This is a genomic window from Ruegeria sp. CDSB117 (assembly GCF_059611005.1).
On the sequence record NZ_JBXWOS010000005.1, the window covers coordinates 54977 to 77529 of the forward strand.

General features: G+C 55.6%; 16 protein-coding genes and 1 tRNA gene. 14 read left to right on the forward strand and 3 right to left on the reverse strand.

Going from position 1 to position 22553, the window contains the following annotated elements; translation table 11 throughout:
* Positions 1-77: 77 nt before the first annotated feature.
* A complete protein-coding gene (locus AC2FJC_RS07760; RefSeq protein ID WP_496739040.1) occupies positions 78-659 on the forward strand; it encodes a TetR/AcrR family transcriptional regulator in 582 nt (193 codons plus the stop codon).
* Positions 656-1813, forward strand: coding sequence for an acyl-CoA dehydrogenase family protein (locus tag AC2FJC_RS07765; RefSeq protein ID WP_496739041.1), 1158 nt, complete (start codon positions 656-658; stop codon positions 1811-1813). The genes AC2FJC_RS07760 and AC2FJC_RS07765 overlap by 4 nt, the downstream gene beginning before the upstream one ends.
* Positions 1814-2390: 577 nt before the next feature.
* Here AC2FJC_RS07765 and AC2FJC_RS07770 read toward each other — a convergent pair.
* Positions 2391-2475, reverse strand: a tRNA-Leu gene (locus AC2FJC_RS07770).
* An 804-nt stretch (positions 2476-3279) separates the two neighbouring features.
* Here AC2FJC_RS07770 and AC2FJC_RS07775 point away from each other — a divergent pair.
* The 12 genes from AC2FJC_RS07775 (at position 3280) to AC2FJC_RS07830 (ending at position 19070) form a co-directional block, all read left to right on the forward strand.
* Positions 3280-3675 (forward strand): hypothetical protein, encoded by a 396-nt coding sequence (locus tag AC2FJC_RS07775; protein WP_174822482.1) that lies wholly within the window; start codon positions 3280-3282, stop codon positions 3673-3675.
* A 2-nt stretch (positions 3676-3677) separates the two neighbouring features.
* The gene (locus tag AC2FJC_RS07780; protein WP_496739042.1) at positions 3678-5690 is read left to right on the forward strand and encodes a dynamin family protein; all 2013 of its coding nucleotides are present in this window, start codon (positions 3678-3680) and stop codon (positions 5688-5690) included.
* A gap of 8 nt (positions 5691-5698) precedes the next feature.
* A complete protein-coding gene (locus tag AC2FJC_RS07785; RefSeq protein ID WP_496739043.1) occupies positions 5699-7423 on the forward strand; it encodes a dynamin family protein in 1725 nt (574 codons plus the stop codon).
* Positions 7424-7455: 32 nt separating this feature from the next.
* Positions 7456-7857, forward strand: a complete 402-nt coding sequence (locus tag AC2FJC_RS07790) for a hypothetical protein (protein WP_496739044.1) — start codon at positions 7456-7458, stop codon at positions 7855-7857.
* A 23-nt stretch (positions 7858-7880) separates the two neighbouring features.
* Positions 7881-8741, forward strand: coding sequence for a hypothetical protein (locus AC2FJC_RS07795; RefSeq protein WP_496739045.1), 861 nt, complete (start codon positions 7881-7883; stop codon positions 8739-8741).
* A 66-nt stretch (positions 8742-8807) separates the two neighbouring features.
* Positions 8808-10850, forward strand: coding sequence for a dynamin family protein (locus AC2FJC_RS07800; protein ID WP_496739046.1), 2043 nt, complete (start codon positions 8808-8810; stop codon positions 10848-10850).
* Complete coding sequence (locus tag AC2FJC_RS07805) at positions 10847-12133, forward strand: dynamin family protein (RefSeq protein ID WP_496739047.1); 1287 nt, start codon at positions 10847-10849, stop codon at positions 12131-12133. The genes AC2FJC_RS07800 and AC2FJC_RS07805 overlap by 4 nt, the downstream gene beginning before the upstream one ends.
* A gap of 338 nt (positions 12134-12471) precedes the next feature.
* On the forward strand, positions 12472-14634 hold the full coding sequence (locus tag AC2FJC_RS07810) for a serine/threonine protein kinase (protein WP_496739048.1): 2163 nt from the start codon (positions 12472-12474) through the stop codon (positions 14632-14634).
* Positions 14635-14839: 205 nt separating this feature from the next.
* Positions 14840-15841, forward strand: a complete 1002-nt coding sequence (locus AC2FJC_RS07815) for an FHA domain-containing protein (protein ID WP_496739049.1) — start codon at positions 14840-14842, stop codon at positions 15839-15841.
* 3 nt (positions 15842-15844) lie between these two features.
* The gene (locus tag AC2FJC_RS07820) at positions 15845-16630 is read left to right on the forward strand and encodes a PP2C family protein-serine/threonine phosphatase (RefSeq protein WP_496739050.1); all 786 of its coding nucleotides are present in this window, start codon (positions 15845-15847) and stop codon (positions 16628-16630) included.
* Between the two features lie 22 nt (positions 16631-16652).
* Positions 16653-17915 carry a type 2 periplasmic-binding domain-containing protein gene (locus AC2FJC_RS07825; protein WP_496724718.1) on the forward strand — a complete coding sequence of 421 codons (1263 nt, stop codon included), beginning with the start codon at positions 16653-16655 and terminating at the stop codon, positions 17913-17915.
* A gap of 45 nt (positions 17916-17960) precedes the next feature.
* Positions 17961-19070, forward strand: coding sequence for a peptidoglycan-binding protein LysM (locus tag AC2FJC_RS07830; protein ID WP_496724719.1), 1110 nt, complete (start codon positions 17961-17963; stop codon positions 19068-19070).
* A gap of 276 nt (positions 19071-19346) precedes the next feature.
* Here the strand turns inward: AC2FJC_RS07830 and AC2FJC_RS07835 are convergent, their stop codons facing one another.
* The gene (locus tag AC2FJC_RS07835) at positions 19347-21560 is read right to left on the reverse strand and encodes an NADP-dependent isocitrate dehydrogenase (protein ID WP_496739051.1); all 2214 of its coding nucleotides are present in this window, start codon (positions 21558-21560) and stop codon (positions 19347-19349) included.
* Between the two features lie 335 nt (positions 21561-21895).
* The gene (locus AC2FJC_RS07840; RefSeq protein ID WP_496739052.1) at positions 21896-22444 is read right to left on the reverse strand and encodes a tetratricopeptide repeat protein; all 549 of its coding nucleotides are present in this window, start codon (positions 22442-22444) and stop codon (positions 21896-21898) included.
* Between the last annotated feature and the right edge of the window lie 109 nt (positions 22445-22553).

A 22553-nucleotide genomic window follows, 5' to 3' on the forward strand; every position in this document is an offset into this window, starting at 1 on the left:
TTACCACTGCGACGCGACGGAAGATGACGGAATCGATGCCAAAAAAAACCTCAGTCCAGGATCAAAGGTCCCGAGATATGCAGGCCAAAATCTGCAACGCGACGGTCACTTGTCTGGATCAGCTTGGGTATGCCGAGACTACTTTTGCCAAAGTACAAGCCAAGGCGGGTATCTCACGCGGGGCAATTACGCATCACTTCCCCACGAAACAGGCCCTGGTCGCAGCGACCGCGATGCGACTATTGGGCAATGCGCAAAACCCGCTTTGGCCACATGATCGCGCGCCTCAGCCCGTCTATGATCTGATTATGTCTGCCTGGGCCAATATCGTAAATTCCGCGGGCGGACGCGCCATAGTTGAGATTCTGGTTGCTTGCCGAACGGACCCGGCACTGTTCGGAATGCTGGAAAAAAGCCTGAGAGACTGGGACAAATCGAACCTCAGCCTGATCTCCGCCCGGTATGTCAGCGCAACGGGTGACCGTAACGACACTGAATTGTTGTGGAGCATCACCCGGAATTTCCTGCGTGGTTTGTTGCTGCATGAGAAATTCGTTTCGTCGCCAGAATACCTTACGCAGATGATGGATCGCTTTGCCCGCATGATGGAAAGCCAGCTTCAGGTATTGCCCGAACATGACGTCGAGGAGGTCAAATGACCCTGCCATCCCCTTTCATGACCCCTGAACGCGAAGCTTTTCGCGGAAATTTCCAGCGTTTTGTCGAATCCGAAATCAAACCTCATATTGATCAATGGGAGGCGGATCGCAGCGTCCCGTGGGAGCTGCATGCCGCAATTGCTGAGTTCGGCGTTTTTGGCTTTGGGATTGATGAGGAATACGGCGGTCTGGGTTTCGACAATGCCTTTATGCGCCATGATTATAGTGAAATCCTGTTCGGCTGTGGGGCATCCGGTATCGGAGCCGCCGTTGGGGGGCGTACGATTTCAATCAGCCCAATTGCGAAATTCGCTTCCGAGGAGTTCAAACAGAAAGTGCTGCCCGAGATCATCTCGGGGCGCATGATGTCGGCCCTTGGGATCACCGAACCGGGCGCAGGGTCGGACGTGGCCAATATTCAAACAAAGGCCGAACGCAAAGGCGGCCAATGGATTCTGAACGGGGAAAAGACCTATATCACCGGGGGGATGGATGCCGAATGGTTTGTGGTTGGTGCCCGCACTGGCGGCCCAGGATTGACCGGCATTTCGTTGTTCTTGGTCCCTCATGACGCGCCCGGATTCAGCCGTACACCGTTGGGTGGCAAGATGGGCTGGCACAGTTCACAGCAAGCAACGCTGCATTTCGATGATTGCGAGCTGGATTCTACTGCGTTGTTGGGGCCTGAGAACAGGGGCTTTGTCGCAATCATGAACAATTTTAACTTTGAACGGCTTGGCCTGACATCCGCTTCGTTGGGTATGATGAAACTATGCTACGATAGTGCCCTGGACTGGGCACGGGAACGCAAGACATTCGGCAGGCGACTGGTCGAACATCAGGTCATTGGCCACAAGTTTGCAGAAATGTCTGCCCGGATTGATATGAATGAGGCATATATCGAACGGATCTGCTGGGCAATTGAACAGGGCCTGATGCCAGTCGCCGAAATTGCAAAGGCCAAGGTTCAGGCCACGACGTCACTGCAATTTGTTGCTTCCGAAGCGATGCAGATCTTTGGCGGTGCCGCATACATGCTGGGTAATCCGGTCGAGCGGATCTGGCGCGAAATCAAAATAATGGCAATTGGCGGCGGATCCGAAGAGATAATGCGCGACCTGGCCGTGCGCCAGATGGGATTGGCCGGGCAATAGTGGCGGGGTTTTGGGTCCGCAAGCGCGTGCTATGGACGTGAAGAGATCGCTGAAAGGCCGACATTAACCAGATTCTTTGGTCAGCAATTGCCGAAAATGATCAATGCACAATTGCGCAATCATTTCTGACAACCTAAGTTGCGCCAAACTCATCACGCGAGGGAATTATGGATATTTGGTTCTATGTGGGGCTTGGCTTGTTGTTATGGGCTATCAGAGACTTGGTATTTGGTTCGACCTACTTGTGGGAACGGGTAACCCGCGCTGAAAATCCGGGAACCTACTGGGTTTGCGTTTTGGTTTGGCTTGTCGTTGCATTGGCTATTTTAGCCACGTCCCCAACGACCTACTACCTGTTCTCCTGACTGCGCGTTCCGAAATGCAGGCCATGTAACCTGCATTTCCAAATCATAGAGGCCGGTGTTTTCACTCTGGATGCAGTCACCTAATCGTTCGCTTGGCGAGCGGACCCGACTGTTCAAACGTCAAAATCCAGTCGGCTGTCCCGTACGAAACTTTGGTCATTGCCTGAAAGCCGGCAAAGGCGGTCCGGACGGGAAAATTCTCTGAAATGGTATGGTGCGGGTGGAGGGACTTGAACCCCCACGCCTTGCGGCGCCAGAACCTAAATCTGGTGCGTCTACCAATTTCGCCACACCCGCAACCCAGGCACTCGGTGCCGGAATGTCGGGGTGAATAGCAAAGCTTGCCACAGAGTGCGAGAGGGAAAATTGAGTTGTGCGCAAGATTATTGATGACATCGGCGCAACACGCTTCTGAACTGACCGTCGTGCAAATATGACCGTCGTGCAAAAATGGTGTCTGCCGGACGCTGCCGCTAAGCGGGATGCGGGATATTCTCATGTGATGCGGTTCGCGGCAGGAAAGCAGCCTGATTTTTGGCGTTCTACGAGCAGATAGAAAAGATTACTTGGGCAAGTTTGACTAATTTCATTGTTTTGTATTTAGCAACATTCCGGTCCTTTTGGTGAGCAGTAGAAAACTATCTTACGTTGAGTAATGCGCTCCTCATCTAAGGGCGGGCAATGATGAGAACCCAAAGTCGAATGCAACATACATATATTTTACAGACGTCCTCTGGGTGGATTTGGTGTCAGGTTGATTTCAACAGATAGAATAATTACTGTTTATAAACAGCGCTCTAGGCGCATTACCAAAAATACCACACGTGCGCATCGTTGCAAGTTTTCTGCTCTTGAATGCTGCTAACAAAAAATGGCGCTGTTCACATTGATGCCGAAAATACGCCCGCAGGTTGTGGTTGAAAAATATTACCAAACACAATTGCGACACAATTCAAACGCCAAAAAATCTTATTCGCGTCAAAATAAGACCGCCTTGAAAGTCACTTATGAGCAGAAGGAGTTAATGAGTCTTTTTTGCCTTCGGGCGCTGTACGAGTTTTTTCGCTCAACTCCAGTACAAGGGTCTGAAACGTGACCAATATGATGAACTCCGCTGCTGCCGAGCAAGAAGCCGTTGGCCTTGCGCGTGAAAGTTTTCTTGGTGAACTCAAATCCCTGAACCGCGACCATCCAAACACCGGGTTTGGCGTTTCATTGCGCACGCGCTCGGGGCGGCGATACTTGCTAGCCAACTCGCGTATGCCGCTGCCCGAAACCAAATCCGAGGGCTTTCCGACCGGGCGTCGTCTTGCCCGCCTTGAAAATAGCGAGCGCTTCAGCTCGATCGAAGTTTTGGCGGATTGCCACACCTTCGAGTCGATTTCGCCGGGCGCCGAAGCCGCTATCTTGGGCAATGCCCTGAATCTGATCGCCCGAATCGACACCATGACCAGCACGCCAACAGACACGTTGGCCGCGACCGGAACCGGAGGCTGAACATGGCGCGCAACGACCATCTTTTGTCAGTTGGCAATGAGGCACTGACGCCCATGACGTCAGCGATGAACTCGCTGACCGCACAGATTGATCAATTGACAGAGGTGGCGGATGCACGTTCGTCCGCGCGTCTTGCCACGCTCAAGACGCGGATGGAGAATTTCTCGGCCAGCGTTACGATGGTCGGGCAGGTCAAGGCTGGTAAGTCCTCGATCGTGAACATCCTGGCCGGGCGCCCTGCCCTGCTGCCGTCGGATGTAAACCCGTGGACATCGGTGGTGACCACACTGAACATCAACACCCGCACCGAAGGCGACAAACGCGCCAAATTTACCTTCTTTGAACAGGAAGAATGGGACAACCTGATGGTCGGCGGCGGCCGTCTGGGTGAGCTGGCAAACCGCGCTGGCGCCGATGACGAGATGGATGACATTCGCCGCCAGATCGGCGAGATGAAGGCTAAATCCGAATCCAGATTGGGCCAGCATTTCGACCTGATTCTGGGGCAGAGCCATCAATATGATTACTTCGACGAAGAGCTGATCCAGCGCTATGTCTGTCTGGGTGACGAAGATGACCCGGACATCAACCCCAAGACCGGGCGGTTCGCCGATGTGACGAAGTCGGCAGAACTGTATATGGACATTCCGCAATACCCGATTGCGTTGAAGCTGTGCGACACGCCGGGTGTCAACGATACCTTTATGGTCCGCGAACAGATCACCCTGCGCAGCTTGCGCGGATCTGAGGTCTGCGTTGTTGTTCTGGCTGCCAGCCAAGCGCTGACGACAATGGACATGGCGCTGATGCGGATTATCGCCCAGTTCGAGAACCGGCAGATCATCCTGTTTGTGAACCGAATTGACGAATTGGCTGATCCGGTCAATCAGGTGCCGGAAATCCGCGACCGCATTCAGGATACACTCAAACAGAACAATATCGACGCCAATACCAGTGTTGTCTTTGGCAGCGCCTTGTGGGCCGAGGCCGCGTTGACGGGCAACCCTGAGATTCTTTCCGATGAATCCCGCGAGGCGTTGAACACGTTCTATCTGGCCGCCGGTTTTGGCGATCAGGCACCCTCGCTCGACAAGATTTGGGCACTGTCCGGCTTGCCCGATTTGCTGTTGGCCATGAACGAACGCATCGCCGAAGGCGCAGGCACCCGTTTGCTGGATCGCGTCCGTCACCGCGCCCGCAATATCGCCAGTCAAATCCGCGCCACGGCCGTTGCCAAGACCCTTTCGGGCGGCGAAGGCCTTGTGCGTGATTTGGACGGGGTATCGCCAGAGGAAGCGATTGCCACACTCTCGGATCAATATGAAAAGAAAGCGGCCGAATTGACCGCATCCCTGCGTGCGAAGGTGTTGGAGCGACTGAATTCAGCGGAATCGAACTTTGTCAAACGTGCAACGGATTCGCTGATTGCCCACCTTGAGCTGAACGGCGAACAAGGCACATGGCAGTATGATCCAGCGGGGCTGCGCACCTTGCAAAAGGCCGCATATTTCAGCTTTGCGCGGTCGATGCGCAAAGAAGCAGGTGCGCTGTACAATACGGCGGCCGCAGATATTGAGACGCTGTATCAGAAGATACTGGGCAATCACCTGGGTGAGTTCAGTATCGAAGCGCCCATTGTTCCGCGTGTCCCACCCCCACTCGGAATTGGGCGAACAATCGCTTTGGACTTGCAAAGCACCTGGTGGCGTCGCTGGTGGCAGCGCCGCAAAGGGTTCGAAGCTTATGCAGCCGACTATACGCGCCTGATCGCGTCCGAGGCGAATTCGATCACCAAGGATATCGAAGAAAATCAGGTCGCAGCCGTATTGGAAAACGTACGTGCCGTCCTGTCAGATTTCATGCGCGAGCAGAAAGAGACGTTGCTTAGCATTTCGGCCTCGGCCGAGAATGACCCAAGCCGCAACGCAGCTCTGATGGCAGGACTGACACCACAGAAATCGCGTGACGATATTCTGGGCGACATCCTGAAAGATCTTAGTAACGAGGCAGCATAAGTAGCGATATGGCAAAAGACTCACAAACCCGTTTCGTCTCGCCCAAAGCATGGGAACGCATCGAGCAGTGGTCCCGCCGCAAGCCGGTCTTTGCCCTTATGGGAGAGTTCAGCGCCGGCAAATCGACGCTGATGAACTTTCTGCTTCGGTCGCACGCGCTGCCAACCCAAGTGACGGCCACACAGTTGCCGCCGGTCTGGTTCAGCTGGGGTAAGCAATCAGCCTATGTGCAGCGCCATGATGGTACGCGCGAGAATATTGAACTGGATGCGTTGGAATCGGTCGGCGTAAACGACGCCCAATTCATTCGTATTTTTCTTGAATCCGATATCCTCGAAGCGGTTGATCTGATCGACACGCCGGGTATCTCGGACCCCAAGATTTCAACCGATGTTTGGCGTCGCGCCGTAGGTCAGGCCAACGGCGTGCTGTGGTGCACACATGCAACCCAAGCCTGGCGCGAGACCGAACGGGCGACATGGGTCGCCCTGCCCGAACGGTTGCAGCACAACTCGCTGCTGTTGGTAACACGTGCGGATACACTGGGTCCGAAAGACCGCCAAAAGGTGTTGCGCCGGGTCAACCGCGAGGCAGGGCATCTGTTCAACCGGTCGATTTTATTCTCAGCTCGCGATGCGATCACCGCCCGCGACAAGAGCGGCGATGCCGAACTGTGGGGACGCAGCGGTGGCGGCAAGATGGTAGACAGCTTTCTTGAGATCACCGAGCAGATCATGGACAATCGCGCAGACATGCTGGCGCGGTACCAGATCGACAATAGCCTTGCTGATGGGCCACGTGTCCAACCGATCCCCCCACGCAAAACCACTGAAAGCGCCGAACAGCCCACTCCACTAAAGCTGGTCAATCCCGTTCAGGACGAAAATGCGCAGGACGAAGTGGTGACAAGCTTTCCTGTACGCCCTGCCCGCGTTGAAGCACGCTCAAACGATACGGAACGTGCCCCCCGGATTGATGCGGATGAGGCTGAACGGTTGCGCGCTGAGATGACCGCGATATCGGAAGAAACCAAACCTGAGACCGAAACCGATCAGGACGAGCTGCGTTCTTTCTTCCGGGAAACGCCCAGTCAGCCTCTGAATTTGGCCGATGTTGCCGAGATCCCTTCGGAAGAAAACGCGTTTCTTGAACTGGATGACGAGGATTTCGACGAAGAAGAGACCTTGGAACTGGAAGCCGAGAGTGAAGGCGAGGCAAATCAGCCTGACACCGGCTCCGATGGTCAGGATCACCTATTGGCGTCGATTGAGGATAAGCTGGCTGACGCAGCTGAAGATGCTGTATCCGAAAACCCCGAAGCAGACGCGCAACGCGCTGACACATCTGTGTCGTCAATCGTTGCATTGCTCGCCGAGCAATCGGATGGTACGGCCGATGAGTTCGAACTGGAACCAGAGACCAGCGGCCTGATCGAAACGCAGGTCGTGCCGATGTCAAACGGAACGTCCGAGGCCGAGCCTAAGTCTGAAACCCTTGAGAAATTGCTGAATGCGGACGCCGGATCAACACTCAGCGCATCGGCGATGTGGCGCGAGATCACCGCTGGTGAGGATCTTCCCGAAGACTCCGAAGGCCTGAAAAAAGTTTTTGTGGCCTTCCTGGAAGAGTTCGACAAGATCGCCGCTGAACACGGCGCCCGCGACGCAAAAAAAGACGTTTCAACGCTTCCGAAAGCCGGGAACAAGGGCGGGGCTGAATGGCATGTTTTATAACGTGAAATCAAGGTAGAAGGACGGGAAGCCCGATGTCTATCGAAGCCGCATTGAAATCTGCGATGGAAACGATACCCGACTGCGTCGCAGCCGGGTATATCGACATGGAAACAGGGATGTTATTGGGGACCAGTGTCCGCGATCAAGAGGACGCCGAAGTGCTGGACAGTCTCGCGCTTGCGGTGGCGAACCTGTTTCAGGGCGGCGGCGTGGGCGCTTTTGAAACATTGCTGCGGCAATCAGGTAATACTGATGCCGAAAATCCGGGATTTGGGGAAATCGCGGTGTTTTCAAAGGATCGGTTGAACATTTTCTTGCGGACGCAGGCCTATCCGGATCATGTGGTCTGCTACATCTGTCGCAACAGCGCGAATGTAGGGTTGGCACTGACAAAATCGCATCTCAGTCTGGGGCCCGTCGCGGCCGCAGTTTAGACGGGACCAGAGGGGGTCACGGCATGATGGATACAAACATACTCGATTTGCTCGAGGACATTGGGCGATCATCGGTTGCCCGACTGGAGCCAGCCGTCGCGCTTGCTGGAGACACTGCGCTTGAGCGCCGCGAAAAGGTATTGCAGTCCATCCGTGGCACTGTTTTGCCGCGCCGGTTGGAGTTTACGGCTGCCAATGGCGATTGTCTCGCGATTGAGGTCAACAGCTCTCGGGTTACTGATGTCTTTCGTGTCCGGTCCGGCGTTGCGCCTGATTTCGAGACCGAAGAACGCGATACGCTGGCTGGACAATTGGCGCAACTGGTAACCGATATTGCCGCGGCGCCTGCACCGCTCAGCTTGATATCCCTACGGCCGGACGCCACGCTGGAAGCGGACGATGTCGGAATCACTTTTAGCGAAATCGCTAGTGCTTGCACGATGATCGAAATGCCCGCTGAACCCGTCATAGCGGTCGTTCCGGACACAGCCGAGCCCGCAAATGACGTGGAAGCAACAGACGATGCCAGCGATTTGGCCAACCAGTTCTATCTCGGCAGCCAGCGTTTGGCTGTTGGTCGCATCCGGGTCAAAGCTGAAGGCGGAGAAATGGTTCAGTCTGACGGCGATTGTAGTGAAGATCAGCCATTACATGCAGATGAAACTTTGCTGGCGCAGTTCGCGCGTGACCTGTCGGGCTGGGATGATGACGCGGCCACCGCGCTGGATCATCCACAACTGATCGTCATGCGTCCGTCCGGTGGCAAGGGGTCTGGTTTGGCCGTCCTGAATGACGGCAAAGAGTTTTCCATGGTCGTTCACGAGGCGCGCAAGCTAGGCGCCATTGTGAATCTGTGGACATCTCTGACGGAGCGTTCCGAATGAGCGCGCCCGTAATATTCAATTTTTCGACTAATTCAATCTGTGATTGCAAGTACCCAGGGTAACAGTATGAGTGAAAATAACCGTCGTGAGTTAATAAGAATCGCCGAAGATATGAACGGGGTCAGCAATGACGAGACCCGCCAGTTCATTTCGCGTATTGTCGGCGACCTTTCAAATCTAAAACCGTCAATCGCATTTGTCGGGCAGATCAAGGCTGGCAAGTCTCGCCTGATCAATGGCTTTACCGGGCAGGCCGAATACCTGCCTTCGGATGTGAATCCGTGGACGACCGTAATCACCGATATGCATTTCGGTCACCCCTCGGGTCGGACCGAAGGGGCCGAATTTCATTTCTTCGATAACCGTCAGTGGCAGGCGCTGATCGCCGAGGGCGAAGAGCTGCGCAACATGTTCCCCGACGATGAGGACAGCTATAAACGCGAGATGATCGAAGAGCAGGTCGACGCAATGAAAACCCGCGCCCAACTGCGATTAGGCGACAGCTATGAGCAGTTGCTGGGTCAGCATCACGATCTGGAGCATCTGAACTCGGACGATCTGGCCCGCTACGTTTGTGCCGGTGACGATCCAACTGACGGTGAAGAATACGACCCCGGTTCAGATCGGGGACTATACAGTGACATCACGCGCAAGGCCGAGGTCTACTTTGACATTGGCCATTTTCCGTTCCCGCTGACGGTCACGGATACGCCCGGTGTCAACGACCCGCTGCTGATCCGCGAAGAAATCTCGCGCCAATACCTCAAAGAATCCGATTTCTTTGTTGTGGTTTTGTCTGCTCATCAGGCCCTTTCACGGGCAGATTTGAAACTGTTCCGCCTGATGCAGGCGCTGGAACTGGGACAAATCGTAGTGTTCATCAACCGTGTGGACGAGTTGGGCGGCGGGGCCGAGGATGCCGAAAAAGTCCGGACGGATGTATTGGAAGGCCTGGAAAAAGCCCTGGGCAACTCGGACATTGACGTTCTGATGGGCAGCGCACAATGGGCCCATTATGCCTTGACCGGCGACGATACCGGCGTGAACCACGATCACGTTCTGGCTTGGCTGCGCGCCCACCCAGAGCAGATGAAACAATATCTGGACGGTGTAGAAGAGATCAAACAAGGTCCCGGCCCGATCAGCCGTGAGGGCGTGTTGCGCTTTGCCGCAATGATCGCCTCGGGTCTGCCCGATCTGCGCCGCCATGTTACCAACGCCTTGACGCATGGGCCTCGTGACGAACAGCTCAAGATGGCCTGGCAGCACCTTAACAGTTTTGCCCAAGGTGAGCTGGAACGGTCCAAGGCCCATCTGCGCGTAATTGACGACGAAAACTCCGCCGACATGACCGACGGCGACGAAAACCACAAAACATTGGCCGAACTGCGCGCGCTGGTTTCGGAAAAAACCACACAGATCATTGACGATATGGATGATGTGTTGGCCAATCTTCGCGGCGTTATGGATGACACTGTGTCTGAAGCCGTTTCTGCCGTTGTCCGCGGACCGAATGGCGATTCCCCATTGTTGGCCAAGGGCAGTGACACCGAATTGAACTTTTCGCCGCTGCGGGACCGCATGCGCGAGCTGGTTCAGGGTGCGACACAGGTGGTGCGGCAGCGAATGCTCAGCGAGCTTTATGCGGTCGACATGAACAGCAATGCCGCACTTCGCGCCCTGCCCGGCTGGCAAGACCCGACCGACAGTCGGATGAATACCAGTGCGGTTCGGTGGTTCCGTCCGGATACCACCGCACTGACGCGGGGCATTACCGTGGAACTGCGCGTCAGTTGGCTGTCCCGTCTGATTTCGCGTAAAATTGTGGTCGCTCGGGCCGAACGGATGATCGTTCAGGAATTCGAAATGATCGGGGACGATCTGGTGGACACGGCGCGCGCCGATCTGCTTGAGCGTCTGAACACCGTTCTTGATCACTATCTGGCCTTGTTGGCAGGACATCTTGAACAACGCGCCGGAACCGGCCAAACCAATGTTCGTGCAGAAGCACAGGCAGCATTCGATCAGGCACAACGTGTTGCAGATGATCTGGATGCGGTATTTGGCGGCAATAGCGCCGACAAGAAATTAGCAGAGGCTGCGGAATGATTGAATTTCCCGGAACCGAACAGGACGTACGCAAGCTTGAACGCTTCCTGACCGCCACCGAAAACCTGCCTTCAGAGGCGGGTCTGGACAAGATGCGCGAGCGCGCCTTGTTCCATGCCGAACGGCTTTCGAATGCGGTAAACATCGGTTTTGCCGGGGAATTCGGGGCCGGAAAATCCAGCCTCGCAAACATGCTAGCCGGGGCGGACATTCTGCCAACCGGCCCTCAACACTTGAAATTGCCATTGGTTATCGTGGCCTATGCGGATGCACCGGAAACCACGGTTGGCTGGTGGGACAAAGAGCCCAAAGTCTATTCCGGCATTGCACTGGAAAAAGCCGCGGCAGACGACCCGGACTTTATCTCGATCGGGCTGAATACCCCTGCCCTGCAAGAGATCTCATTGTTCGATCTGCCGGGAACCGGCGCACTGGATGACACCTACAAGTCCACTCTGGACCTATTGTCCTATGTCGACTGTGCCATCTGGTGCACGAACGGGACCAATGCCTGGCGTGAGACTGAGCGCCACCTTTGGGCACAAGTTCCGCAAGAGTTGCGCTCGAATAGCTTGCTAGCCGTAACCCACGCGGATCTCCCCCCGGTTCGCGACGCGCTGGACCGTGTTCTGAACCGATTGGAAAAAGAAAAAGGTAAATTCTTCCGGTCTGTCGTGCCTATCGGCACACCAGTCGCGGTCAAAGCCATGGCGCAAGAACCCGAGCCTGATTTTGATCTGTGGGAGACCTGTGGCGGTCAAAATTTGGCCGAACAGGTCCTGCAAGTCGCATCCGAGCGGCGTTTGAAGGATTTGGAAGCTGCCCGAAATGACATCGAGCAAGAGTTTCTTCCGTATCTCTCCACCCTGGACATCGCAGAAGCTGAACCAGCGCAGGTCGAAGCACCGTCGATTCATGCGACGTTGGAATCCGCCCTTCCCCCGCTTGAAAACCCGATCCTTGAAGACTGGCTGGCGGCAATTGCCAGCATCTATGACGACTTGCGCGAGACATCAGATATAGAACCGGCCGCATTCCTGAACAGTTGTCAGGAAATCGTCGAAGATTTTGCGGAGCGTCTGGAGCAAGGAGGCGAAATCGCCACTGAAGCTGACTGGATTCCCGGTGAGTTTGAAAAGGCCACTGATCTTCTTTTGCTACTGCAATTCGAAAGCGGTGACGCGCCACTGAAGGACGCGATCAGCATCCTCGCCCAGCTCAGCGACAACCTCGCCTGGGCCGGCAGCCGCGTCGATTCCGTTCAGGCAAAAACCGGGACCTGACGCCTACCCGTTTTAATTGAGCCGCAATGCAGCGATTCGAAGCCCTCAGAATCGCGCGTTTATTGTTTCGGATTTAGTGACCAATCCGCAAAAAACAGGCACTCAGTCCGCAAGTATTACCGGTAAAAAATCAACATTTAGATTCACATGCACGCAATGGCACCATATGTGGATTTTCTTGGCGCTGGGTTCTTAGTGAAGCCATCAGGCGGCCCCAATAAAGTCAAATTTGAAACGTCTAACGTACTTGAGTGTCCTGCGGTTGTGTTTGGTTGTGAGTTCGCGGGCTGAAAGCCCAGTTAAGTAAGCCGCAAAACGATTAGAACGGGCGGAAAGAAATGAGCCACAACCAGGCCGTCGGCGCGACGCACGACGAACCGAAAATTGAAGGTCTTCAACCAGGCGCCAAGCTGTTGCGCGGGCAGTACGAGATCCTGCGCTTTATCAGCAATGGCGGATTTGGGATCACCTATCTTGCGCGGGACAGTCTGGAACGCGAAGTTGTGATCAAAGAGTGCTATCCCGGTGCCCTTTGCCGTCGCAATGGCGACTTGGTTGAACCGGTTGAACCGGGCTACAAAGACGATCTGCGCGCGATCATCGACCTGTTTATCCTCGAAGCGCGCAATCACGCCCGTCTGGTGCACCCCAACATTGTGGATGTACATCAGGTCTTCGAAGACAACGAGACAGCCTACATCGCGATGAACTACATCCGCGGCTGCGATCTACTGGATTATGTCGAGAACCTCGAAAACAAGGCTGGCCCCGATTTTATCGTTCAGGTCACTGAAAAGATGCTGTCGGCGGTGTCTTTCATCCACCAAAGTGGCATGCTGCATCGGGATATTTCGCCAGACAACATCCTAATAGACGAAAACGGCGATCCGGTTCTGATCGACTTTGGTGCCGCGCGTGAGCAGGCAGCGCACCAGTCTGCCGCGTTGATGACCCTGCGTGTCATCAAGGATGGGTATTCACCGCACGAATTTTACGTGCGCGGCGCAGAGCAAGGGCCAAGCAGTGACCTTTATGTTCTTGCGGCGACGCTCTATCACGCAATCAGTGGCGAACGTCCGATCGACGGCCAAACCCGCCTGAACGCCTTCAACAACAGCCAGCAGGACCCCTACACTCCACTGGCCGGGCGCTTTGAAGGCTATCCCGACGGGTTCCTTGAAGCCATCGACAAGGCGATGGAAGTTCACTCAACGGACCGCCTGCAGACGGCACTCGATTGGTTACGCATGTTCCGCGGCCCCAGCGTGATGTTCGACAGCTTTGACTATCGGCCGGTGTCTGTGATCGTGGCGATGGACCATAAAGACGAAGAAGAAGAAAAGGCCAGGATTAAGGCTGAAAGCGAAAACGCCGAAGCCGTTGTCACCGCATTGCTTGCCGGAAACACAGACATTGCACTGGGCAATGAGGACAAGAACGACGACGGGCTCGCTACGTTCACATCGAAGGATGAAGCTCCGGTCGCGGTGGATACCGTGGTCAAAAGCGGATCCAGTGGTGCAGGCAAAATTGTTGCGGGCGTGGCCGTGGTCGCCGCTTTGGCGGCAGGCGGGTTCTTCCTGATGTCCGGAGAGGAAACTCCGGTCGAGGACACCGCATCGACGCAAGCCCCCGTCGTGACGGAAACGGTGGAAGAAACCGCCGCGGTCGAAACATCTGAGCAGGAACCGGTCGAGCAAGTGACCGCAGCCGAAGTGGAGCCGGCACCAGAACCAGCTGAGACCACGCAGGCCAAGGTCGCATCCACTCCAGAGCCTGTCGAGCAGGCGCAAGAAGACCCGGTTGCCACGGAGCAGGAAGAAGCAGCGGCGACGGAAACGGCTGAAGCCGCGACCGTCGAGCCAACGCCGCTTGTTCCGGCGGAACCGGTGAACCTGGCAGAACAACAGATCGCATTCTCTCACTGGGACGTAGACATCCCGTTTCAGACATCACGCCGCCGGGCTTCGACCGGCAACGTGATTGCGATAACCGGTGTAGACCAGGATATAGACGCGTCAATTGTGGGTGAGTGGGTCAAGCGCGGCGCCACGATCTTTACTCTGAATGGCACACCGGTGCAGGCGGATACGACTTTTGCCGCTCAGGTGTTGAACGATCTGAAGGTAGATCCAGACGGCTACATCCGCGTTTCTGCCCGGTATCGCACATTGGGTGAAACCCGCCCTCAGAACGGATTGTTGGCACTGCCCGCGATGCGCGTGCTCGGCCTGGAAAATGGCTACGTTTTCACAATTCAGAACAAAGACGGTGCGGGATGGAAAACAGTCCTGAGCTCGGTTCCGCCCGAGGCGACAGGCAGCTTGCAGGAAGGGGATGTCCTGGTCGCAGAGACAAATTCGGGAACTGGCATTGATGGCTCGGACAGCCTTGATGTTTTGTTGGCCAAACTTGTTTCCGAAAACCAGCCGCAGGCCCGTTTCAGCGTTTTGCGCAGTGGGGTCGAAACGAATGCTGACATGCCCTTAGCGCAGGAGTGATCTGACCGGTTCGTGTGTGATCTGCCAGTAAGTGTTTGCTGAGGGTTGTACCAAATTTGGCACCCCTGACGGGAACCGGCCCGTCGCGGAAGTAGAAAGTGACTTGTTATCAAAACTATCCATGCCGTTGTGCAACCGCGCACAGAGGTAAGAAGCAGCCCCATGGGACCGTTGTCCTGTGCCAAGAAATAAAGGTGTCGACACCATGTTCAAATACAAAAGCCCTCTTAGCCGGCTTCTCGAAGGTGCCGGCAAACCGAAAGAGAACGAAGCCGAAGAAGCGGTAGCGCCAGAGGCGGAAAAGGCCGAACCAATCGCCGATTTCAATGCCCTGCGCGAAGCGCTGGCAGGTGGCAATATGTCCTCGGACAGCTACGAAGAAACCGATGAGTTGGTACCCGAAGAGAAAATGCCAGATTTCTCTGAGGAAGGCGTAGCGGATACAACTGAGGCTGAGGATGAAATCGTCGTCGCTGAAGTTATCGCAGAAGTTCAGGACGTGGCGGACGAGGCACCCGCGCCCGAAGCAGAGACCGTGTTGACGCTGCACTCGGCAGTTGAAGAAGAGGTCGAAGCGGTCACTGAAGAGGTTGTCGAGCACGAAGTAATTCAAGTCGAGGACCCCGAGCCGGAACAGATTATCGAAGTCGTTGCTGACGAACCCGCCGCAGAACCAGTGGCAGAAACACCGGTCGCCGAAGAACCTTTGGTTGAGGTTGCACCGGTTCCGCAACCCGCGGCTGCCGAAGATCGTCGTGGTCGCGTCAAGACAACCTTCCTGGGTTTCGAACGCGCCGATACACATGTGCAGGACCTCATTGAGACAGCAGAACCTGCAGCCAAAACCGACAATTCCGAACAGTCTTTCCCAGTTGGTTGGCTGGTCATCACTGGCGGTCCGGGCCGGGGTGCAAGCGTAACGCTGACCGAGGGCTTGATGCAGATTGGCCGCAATGACGATCAGGCCATTCAACTGGACTTTGGAGACACTGGTATTTCCCGTAGCAACCATGCGGTGATTGCGTATGATCCTGAGGACCGCAAATGTTACTTGGGACACGGCGGCAAGGCCAACTTGGTGCGCCTGAACGGCAAGCCGGTCCTCAGCACCGTCCCACTGTCCAGCGGGGACCTGATCCGCATCAGTGAAACCTCAATCCGCTTTGCCGCCTTCTGTGACGATGGCTTTGACTGGCGGGATTCCTGATAGATGCTGGCGACACCGGCATATGATATTGCGCTGATCCTGGACAAGGGCCAGCGTGGCACGCAGGAGGACGCGGTTGCCTCGCGCATGTTCGATGCGGCGAACGCAAGCTATGTCGTCGTCGCTGACGGCATGGGCGGGCATGCGGCGGGCGAAGTCGCCTCTGACCTTGTGATCCAGGCCTGGCGTGACGCGTTAGATTCTGAGCTTGAAGGTGCAACAACACCCGAGTCCGCATTGATCGACGCGTTGCCTCTGGCGGCGATGCAGGCCAATGCCTCCATCGCCGGCTATTCCGAGGAACAAGGGGCTGGATTCAACATGGGTTCGACCATGTTGGGTACTTTGTTACTGGGCCAACGGCTGTTCTGGATTTCGATCGGCGACAGTCCACTTTACTTGTTCCGGGACGGAGAGCTGTCACAGATCAACGAAGATCACTCGATGGCACCTATGATTGATGCGCAAATGGCTGAAGGCACTTTGACCGAAGCCGAAGCGCTGGCGCATCCTGACCGCAACCAACTGACTTCGGTCATCATGGGTGCTGCAATTCCAAAGGTCGATTGCCCGGAAACCCCGTTGGACCTGACACCTTCGGATGTTTTGGTTCTGGGAAGCGACGGCCTGCAATATCTCAGCAACGCAGAAATTCAGGCCATTCTTCAATCCAATGCCAGCGGGCTTGCACAAGACATAGCCGGGGCGCTGCAGGCCGCGCTGAACGCTAAGGGCGACCCGGATCAGGACAACATCTCAATCGGTGTTGTCAAACTTACAAAAAACTAAACAAGGCAAAGCAACAGGACCCATGAGAAACCATCTGATCATATCAAGCCTGGCACTTGCTGCCGCAGCGGGCACTGCCTCGGCGCAACAGGCGTGCTCAACCTACGAAATCCAACGCGGCGACAGCCTGCGAGAGCTTACGATCGAAGTGTATTCGACCGAAGACTTTCGTATCATTTACGATGCAAACCGGGACGTGATCGGCAACAACCCGAACATCATCCGGGTGGGTGACGTTCTGACCATGCCTTGTCTGGAAGAGATCGGCCGTGCCCCGGCCGCTCCGCAGACCGAAGCCGAGGCAATGGCCGCGGAAATGGCAGCAGAGTTGGTCAAGGCCGCCGAGGATCGCGCGGCGAAAGCCATCGCCGAGGCGGAAGCTCGTGTCGCCGATGCCGAAGCAGAAGCCAAAAAGGCAAGCGAAGATGCGGTGATCGCCGCAAAAGCGGCAGCCAAGGACGAGATCGAAGCCGCCCGGGCAGAAGCCGCAGCGCTGATCCGTAATGCAGATGCCGGCGAACGCCCGGAAATCCGAGACCGTCAGTTGTTGCTTATCACTGGCGGTGACTATGCGCCGTTCACCGACGAGGCGCTGCCCAATCGCGGGCTCTACACCTACCTTGTCGAAACAGCGATGCTGCGCGCCGCGCCCGAACAGTCCTATAAAATCCAGTTCGTCAACGACTGGTCATCGCATCTGGACCTTCTGATGCCGACACTCGCGTTCGATGCCACCTTCCCCTGGTCGCGTCCAAACTGCGAAGAGGCTGGGGCGCTTTCCGAAAAAGATCGCGCGCGGTGTGATACATACAACTTCTCTAACCCGTTCTACGAAGTTGTGGACACGTTCTTTGCCCGCGACGGCTCGGGCTATGAGCAAACGCTGACCTATGCCGACTTCGCCGGGACAACCATCTGTCGCCCGGAAGGCTGGTCCTTGTCGCACATGGATACGGTCGGATTGTACGAACCGGCAATCTCGCTTTTGCGTCCGGTTTCACCCGATGACTGTTTTCACGCGCTTATGAACGGGACCGCCGATATCGTCGCGATCGAAGCTCATCTGGCTGTCGAGGCAATCGGCCGGCTGGGTTATGAACACCGTATCATCGAGAACCCCAATCTGGCGGCAATCAAGTCGCTTAACGTTATGACCCACAAAGATAATCCGGATGGGGAAGCGATCCTTGAGACGCTCAATCAGGGTCTGGCGATCATGCAGCAATCCGGAGAGTGGCGAGACATCGTGGCAGCCGCTCTGCGTCATCAAATGGAAAATGGTTAAAGCCCCTTTTGGCCTAACTATAAGAAAAGTCTAGAGGAAGTGGACATGTTTGAATTCAACCTTAAGAAAGTTGTAATGTCGGCCACCGCCGTCACCGCCCTAAGCGCCGGCGCCGCCGCTGCGCAGGAAGCTTGTACTAACTATACCGTTGCCGATGGCGACACGATGGCAACCATCGCGATCGCAGCTTACGGCACATCGAACTATCAGCCGATCTTCAACGCGAACCGAAACGTCATCACCAACCCGAACGCGCTTGCGCCGGGCCTGGTTCTGGCCCTGCCCTGCGAAGACGGTAGCCTGCCGAACGGTCAGACCGCTCAGGAAATCATCGCGGCGGAAGAACAGCGGGCTGCGAGCGTGCAACGCTCCAGCGTTTATCAGCCGCCGATCAAGCTGGTCACCGGCAACGGTTGGGCACCTTTCGCTGATGAATCACTGAATGGTGGTGGCGCGATCACTCGTCTGGGCACAACCGCGCTGCAGCGTGGCGGCAACGCACGCGACTACTCGGTCAGCTTCGTGGATGACTGGAATTCGCACTTGGAAACACTGCTGCCGCTGGGGGCGTTCGACGTCTCGATGGCCTGGAACATGCCGGACTGCACCAACCGCACATACGAATGGTCCTGGGAAACCGAAGTGCGTTGCACTCAGTTCGACTCGTCGGTTCCAGTTTATGATATTGTCGTTGGCTTCTACACGCTGCCGGAAAGCCAGTACGCAAGCGCCACTACTTTCGATGAGCTTCAGGGTTCCACAATCTGCCGTATGGACGGCTGGTTCATCCATGACATGGAGCAGGAAGGCCTGCACAACGGCGATACCATGACGCTGATGCAGCCGATCACGGCGCGCGAATGCCTTGACGCCGTTCTGACCGGCACCGCAGATGTCGCTACTTTCGAAGTTCAATTGTTCTCGGACACCATGGTAGAAATGGGTCTGAACCAGAACGACCTGATCGAGAACCCCTTCGTCACCTCGCTGTCGTCGCTGCGCTTCATCAGCCACCGCAGCAATCCGTTTGGCAAACAGTATCTGGCGATGCTGAACAAAGGTCTGAACGAGATGCGTGAATCCGGTGAATGGTACGCCGTTGTCTCGGACACGTTGCGTGAGCACAACGAAAAACTGATGGCAGCTTCCAACTGATAATTCGGAAATCCGAACGCCTTGGGCCGGTCTTCTGACCGGCCCTTTTTCATTTTTTATCGGAATTTATGAGAAGTTTGGACCTTAAAACTCGAAGATTACGGGAATCCCCTAATTTCCAAGAATTGTGGATTGGTTAACATGAAATCAAATACACCGGTGAGGCTTCGGCCTGACCACTCACTCAAAAAAGGGTCGACTTTGGGGGTCGACCCTTTTTTCTTTTGGTCTCATCAATCCAAAAATACCCACGCCGCAAAGCGTGGGTACTGTTTATCAGCCGATGATCGCGTTCAGTGTTGCGCTGGGGCGCATTACCGCTGCGGTCTTCGCAGGATCGGTGTGGTAATATCCACCGAGGTCCGCCGCAGCACCCTGAACGGTCGCCAATTCAGACAGGATCTTGCCTTCGTTGTCCGCCAGCTCTTTTGCAATCGGCGCAAATTCTGCTGCCAATTCAGCATCATCGGACTGCGCGGCAAGGGCTTCGGCCCAATAACGCGCGAACCAGTAGTGGCTGTCGCGGTTGTCCGGCTGTCCAACTTTACGGCTGGGCGATTTATTGTTGTCCAGGATGCCTTGCGTGGCCGCTTCGGCCGCAGCACCTAAAACACCCGCTTTGGCGTTGCCTTTGTTGTCGGCCAGGAAGTTCAGCGATTCACCCAAAGCACAGAATTCACCCATCGAGTCCCAGCGCAGGTGGTTTTCCTCGACCAATTGCTGCACGTGTTTCGGAGCGGACCCACCCGCACCAGTTTCGAACAGACCACCGCCATTCATCAGCTTTACAATCGACAGCATCTTGGCCGACGTGCCCAGTTCCAGAATCGGGAACAGGTCAGTCAGGTAGTCGCGCAAAACGTTGCCCGTGATTGCGATGCTGTCCTTACCTGCCGTGATGGTTTCCAACGACTGGCGGGTCGCCTCGCGCGGAGCCATAATCAGGAACTTGTCGGCAACCCCAGCCGCCTCAAGCGCCGGTTTGACGTATTTGATCAATTCCGCATCGTGAGCGCGGTTTGCGTCCAGCCAGAAGATCGCTTCGGATCCGGTCAGGCGCTGACGGTCCATGGCCAACTGGATCCAGTTTTCGATCGGAGCTTTCTTCACAGTGCAGGCACGCCAAATGTCGCCCTTTTCAACGTCGTGTGAATGCAGCCTTTCGCCATTGGCCAGAACGATACGGATGGTGCCGTCGGCCGGCGCTTGGAACGTCGTCGGGTGCGAACCGTATTCTTCCGCTTTTTGCGCCATCAGGCCGACGTTGGCGACAGCACCGACAGTGGCTGGGTTCAGCGCGCCATTGGCTTTGAAAAAGTTGATGCTCTCATCATAAACCGATGCATAGCAGCGGTCGGGGATAACACAATTAGTATCGCCCTTGGCACCGGCCTCGTCCCAGCCTTTGCCGCCTGCCCGGATTACCGCAGGCATCGAGGCATCGATGATCACGTCTGACGGCACGTGCAGGTTGGTGATGCCTTTGTCACTGTCGACCATATACATGGACGGGCGATCACCTTTGATCGCTTCGATGGCAGCCACGATATCGGCATTGCCCTGAACACGTTCCAGCAAATCGCCTAAGCCGGAATTCGGGTTCACTCCCAATGCGTCCAGTTCAGCGCCGAACTTTTCGAATACCGGGGCCAGCCAGGCTTTGACCGCGAAGCCAAAGATGATCGGGTCCGAGACCTTCATCATCGTGGCTTTCATGTGCAACGAGAACATGGTGCCGTCTTTCTTGGTGTCCTCAATCGCATCTGCCAGGAAGGATGACAGCGCCTTGACGGACATGAATGTGGCGTCTGCAACGGTGCCCTCGGCCAGTGGCCAGGCGTCTTTCAGGACAGTGACGCTGCCGTCTTTGCCGACGAATTCGATCTTGGCATCACCGGCCTGAGCGGCAGTAATGGTGGCGGACTTCTCGTTGGCATAGAAATCATTGCCAGACATCGACGACACTTTGGTTTTGCTGTCCGACGCCCACTCCCCCATCGAATGCGGGTTCTTCTGAGCATAGTTCTTCACCGCACGCGCCGCGCGACGATCCGAGTTTCCTTCACGCAGAACCGGGTTCACGGCCGAGCCTTTGATAGCGTCGTAACGCGCACGGATCGCCTTTTCCTCATCGGTCGACGGCTCTTCGGGGTAGCTCGGGATGTCATAGCCTTGTGACTGCAGTTCCTCGACGGCCGCCACCAGTTGCGGGACCGATGCCGAGATGTTTGGCAGTTTAATTACGTTGGCGTCGGGCGTTTTCACCAGCTCGCCCAATGCGGCCAAATCGTCGGTGATGCGCTGTGCATCAGTCAGTTTTTCCGGAAAGGTCGAGAGAATACGACCGGCCAATGAAATATCCTTGGTGCCAACACTGACACCCGCGGCGCTAGCAAACTTGCGAATGATGGGCAGGAACGAGGCGCTGGCCAGTTCGGGCGCTTCGTCTACAATGGTATACAATATGTCGAAGTTCGAGTTATCTGCCATATTCTTTTACCTTTTTTAAACCTTTCGGGGCGTGCGATCCAAGAGTGTTCCACTTTTGCGTGGCGTAGGTGGGGCGCGTTTCTCCTACCGCCCCGACGGTGACTCTGATTTGACAGGGCCTCCCATAAATCAGGAAGGGCCTGGGATCAATCATCTAAAGCGCGCGCATATTGCCACGGGTAGTCAGATTTACGGATTGGACCATGGATAGGACTATTGATCTGTAGTTTTGCGGGTAGATATTGATCCAGCTTTTTTTGCCGGTCCAAAACACCTTGAACCCGCCTTCGTTTGCAAGTTGGTTCACGTGATCTTCAATTGCGGTGTCCAAATGCTCAACAGAACCAGCGTCCGCCTCGCGTGGAACCGAGGTTCCCGCTCCCCGCATGTCTCGGGTCGAGATCCAGAACCTTCTCAAAACCATGAATAGCGGCAGATGTGTTTCCTTGATCCCTGTCGAACTGGGCCTTGTGAAACAATGCCTCAGTGCTGCTTGGGGCAAGCGACAGAGCTTTTTCATACGCTGTTTCAGCAGATTGGACATCGCCCGTCGCGTGACAGGCAATAGCACGCCACAAAGTTGAATGTGGGTCGTCGAGAGCGAGAGCCAAAGCACTGCTATAGTCCGAAATTGCCTTTTCGTACTGTTTGCCGCTGTAGTACGCCCAACCACGAGATCTCAGCAGCGTGCTCCGGGTTTTTGGGGTAACATCCACGCCATTCATCAATGTTGTGCAGGCCGCAACCACATTTGCCACGCCGCCTTTGTTGCCAAGGCATGACTGGGCCAGCTGCGTGTAGTTTGGTTCAGATTTTGATGGTGAATTGAAGGAAGGCAACAACGTGGCGATCACAACAGCCAGGGCGGCAAGACGAATGTGCATAACACCTCCAATCTGTTCAAAGCACTCACCTTAAGGTGGCAATCCAGAACCTATACTCAAGGAAACGCGTCGCCAAATTTCTGTAATGAAACGGAAAAGACACAAGCGC

Excerpts from the sequence above, each read along its gene's own strand:
- AC2FJC_RS07765 (WP_496739041.1), top strand. The coding sequence starts at position 656 with ATGACCCTGCCATCCCCTTTCATGACCCCTGAACGCGAAGCTTTTCGC.
- AC2FJC_RS07840 (WP_496739052.1), bottom strand. The coding sequence starts at position 22,444 with ATGCACATTCGTCTTGCCGCCCTGGCTGTTGTGATCGCCACGTTGTTG.
- AC2FJC_RS07820 (WP_496739050.1), top strand. The coding sequence starts at position 15,845 with ATGCTGGCGACACCGGCATATGATATTGCGCTGATCCTGGACAAGGGC.
- AC2FJC_RS07815 (WP_496739049.1), top strand. The coding sequence starts at position 14,840 with ATGTTCAAATACAAAAGCCCTCTTAGCCGGCTTCTCGAAGGTGCCGGC.
- AC2FJC_RS07805 (WP_496739047.1), top strand. The coding sequence starts at position 10,847 with ATGATTGAATTTCCCGGAACCGAACAGGACGTACGCAAGCTTGAACGC.
- AC2FJC_RS07785 (WP_496739043.1), top strand. The coding sequence starts at position 5,699 with ATGGCAAAAGACTCACAAACCCGTTTCGTCTCGCCCAAAGCATGGGAA.
- AC2FJC_RS07825 (WP_496724718.1), top strand. The coding sequence starts at position 16,653 with ATGAGAAACCATCTGATCATATCAAGCCTGGCACTTGCTGCCGCAGCG.
- AC2FJC_RS07795 (WP_496739045.1), top strand. The coding sequence starts at position 7,881 with ATGATGGATACAAACATACTCGATTTGCTCGAGGACATTGGGCGATCA.
- AC2FJC_RS07780 (WP_496739042.1), top strand. The coding sequence starts at position 3,678 with ATGGCGCGCAACGACCATCTTTTGTCAGTTGGCAATGAGGCACTGACG.
- AC2FJC_RS07830 (WP_496724719.1), top strand. The coding sequence starts at position 17,961 with ATGTTTGAATTCAACCTTAAGAAAGTTGTAATGTCGGCCACCGCCGTC.
- AC2FJC_RS07810 (WP_496739048.1), top strand. The coding sequence starts at position 12,472 with ATGAGCCACAACCAGGCCGTCGGCGCGACGCACGACGAACCGAAAATT.
- AC2FJC_RS07790 (WP_496739044.1), top strand. The coding sequence starts at position 7,456 with ATGTCTATCGAAGCCGCATTGAAATCTGCGATGGAAACGATACCCGAC.
- AC2FJC_RS07835 (WP_496739051.1), bottom strand. The coding sequence starts at position 21,560 with ATGGCAGATAACTCGAACTTCGACATATTGTATACCATTGTAGACGAA.
- AC2FJC_RS07775 (WP_174822482.1), top strand. The coding sequence starts at position 3,280 with ATGATGAACTCCGCTGCTGCCGAGCAAGAAGCCGTTGGCCTTGCGCGT.
- AC2FJC_RS07760 (WP_496739040.1), top strand. The coding sequence starts at position 78 with ATGCAGGCCAAAATCTGCAACGCGACGGTCACTTGTCTGGATCAGCTT.
- AC2FJC_RS07800 (WP_496739046.1), top strand. The coding sequence starts at position 8,808 with ATGAGTGAAAATAACCGTCGTGAGTTAATAAGAATCGCCGAAGATATG.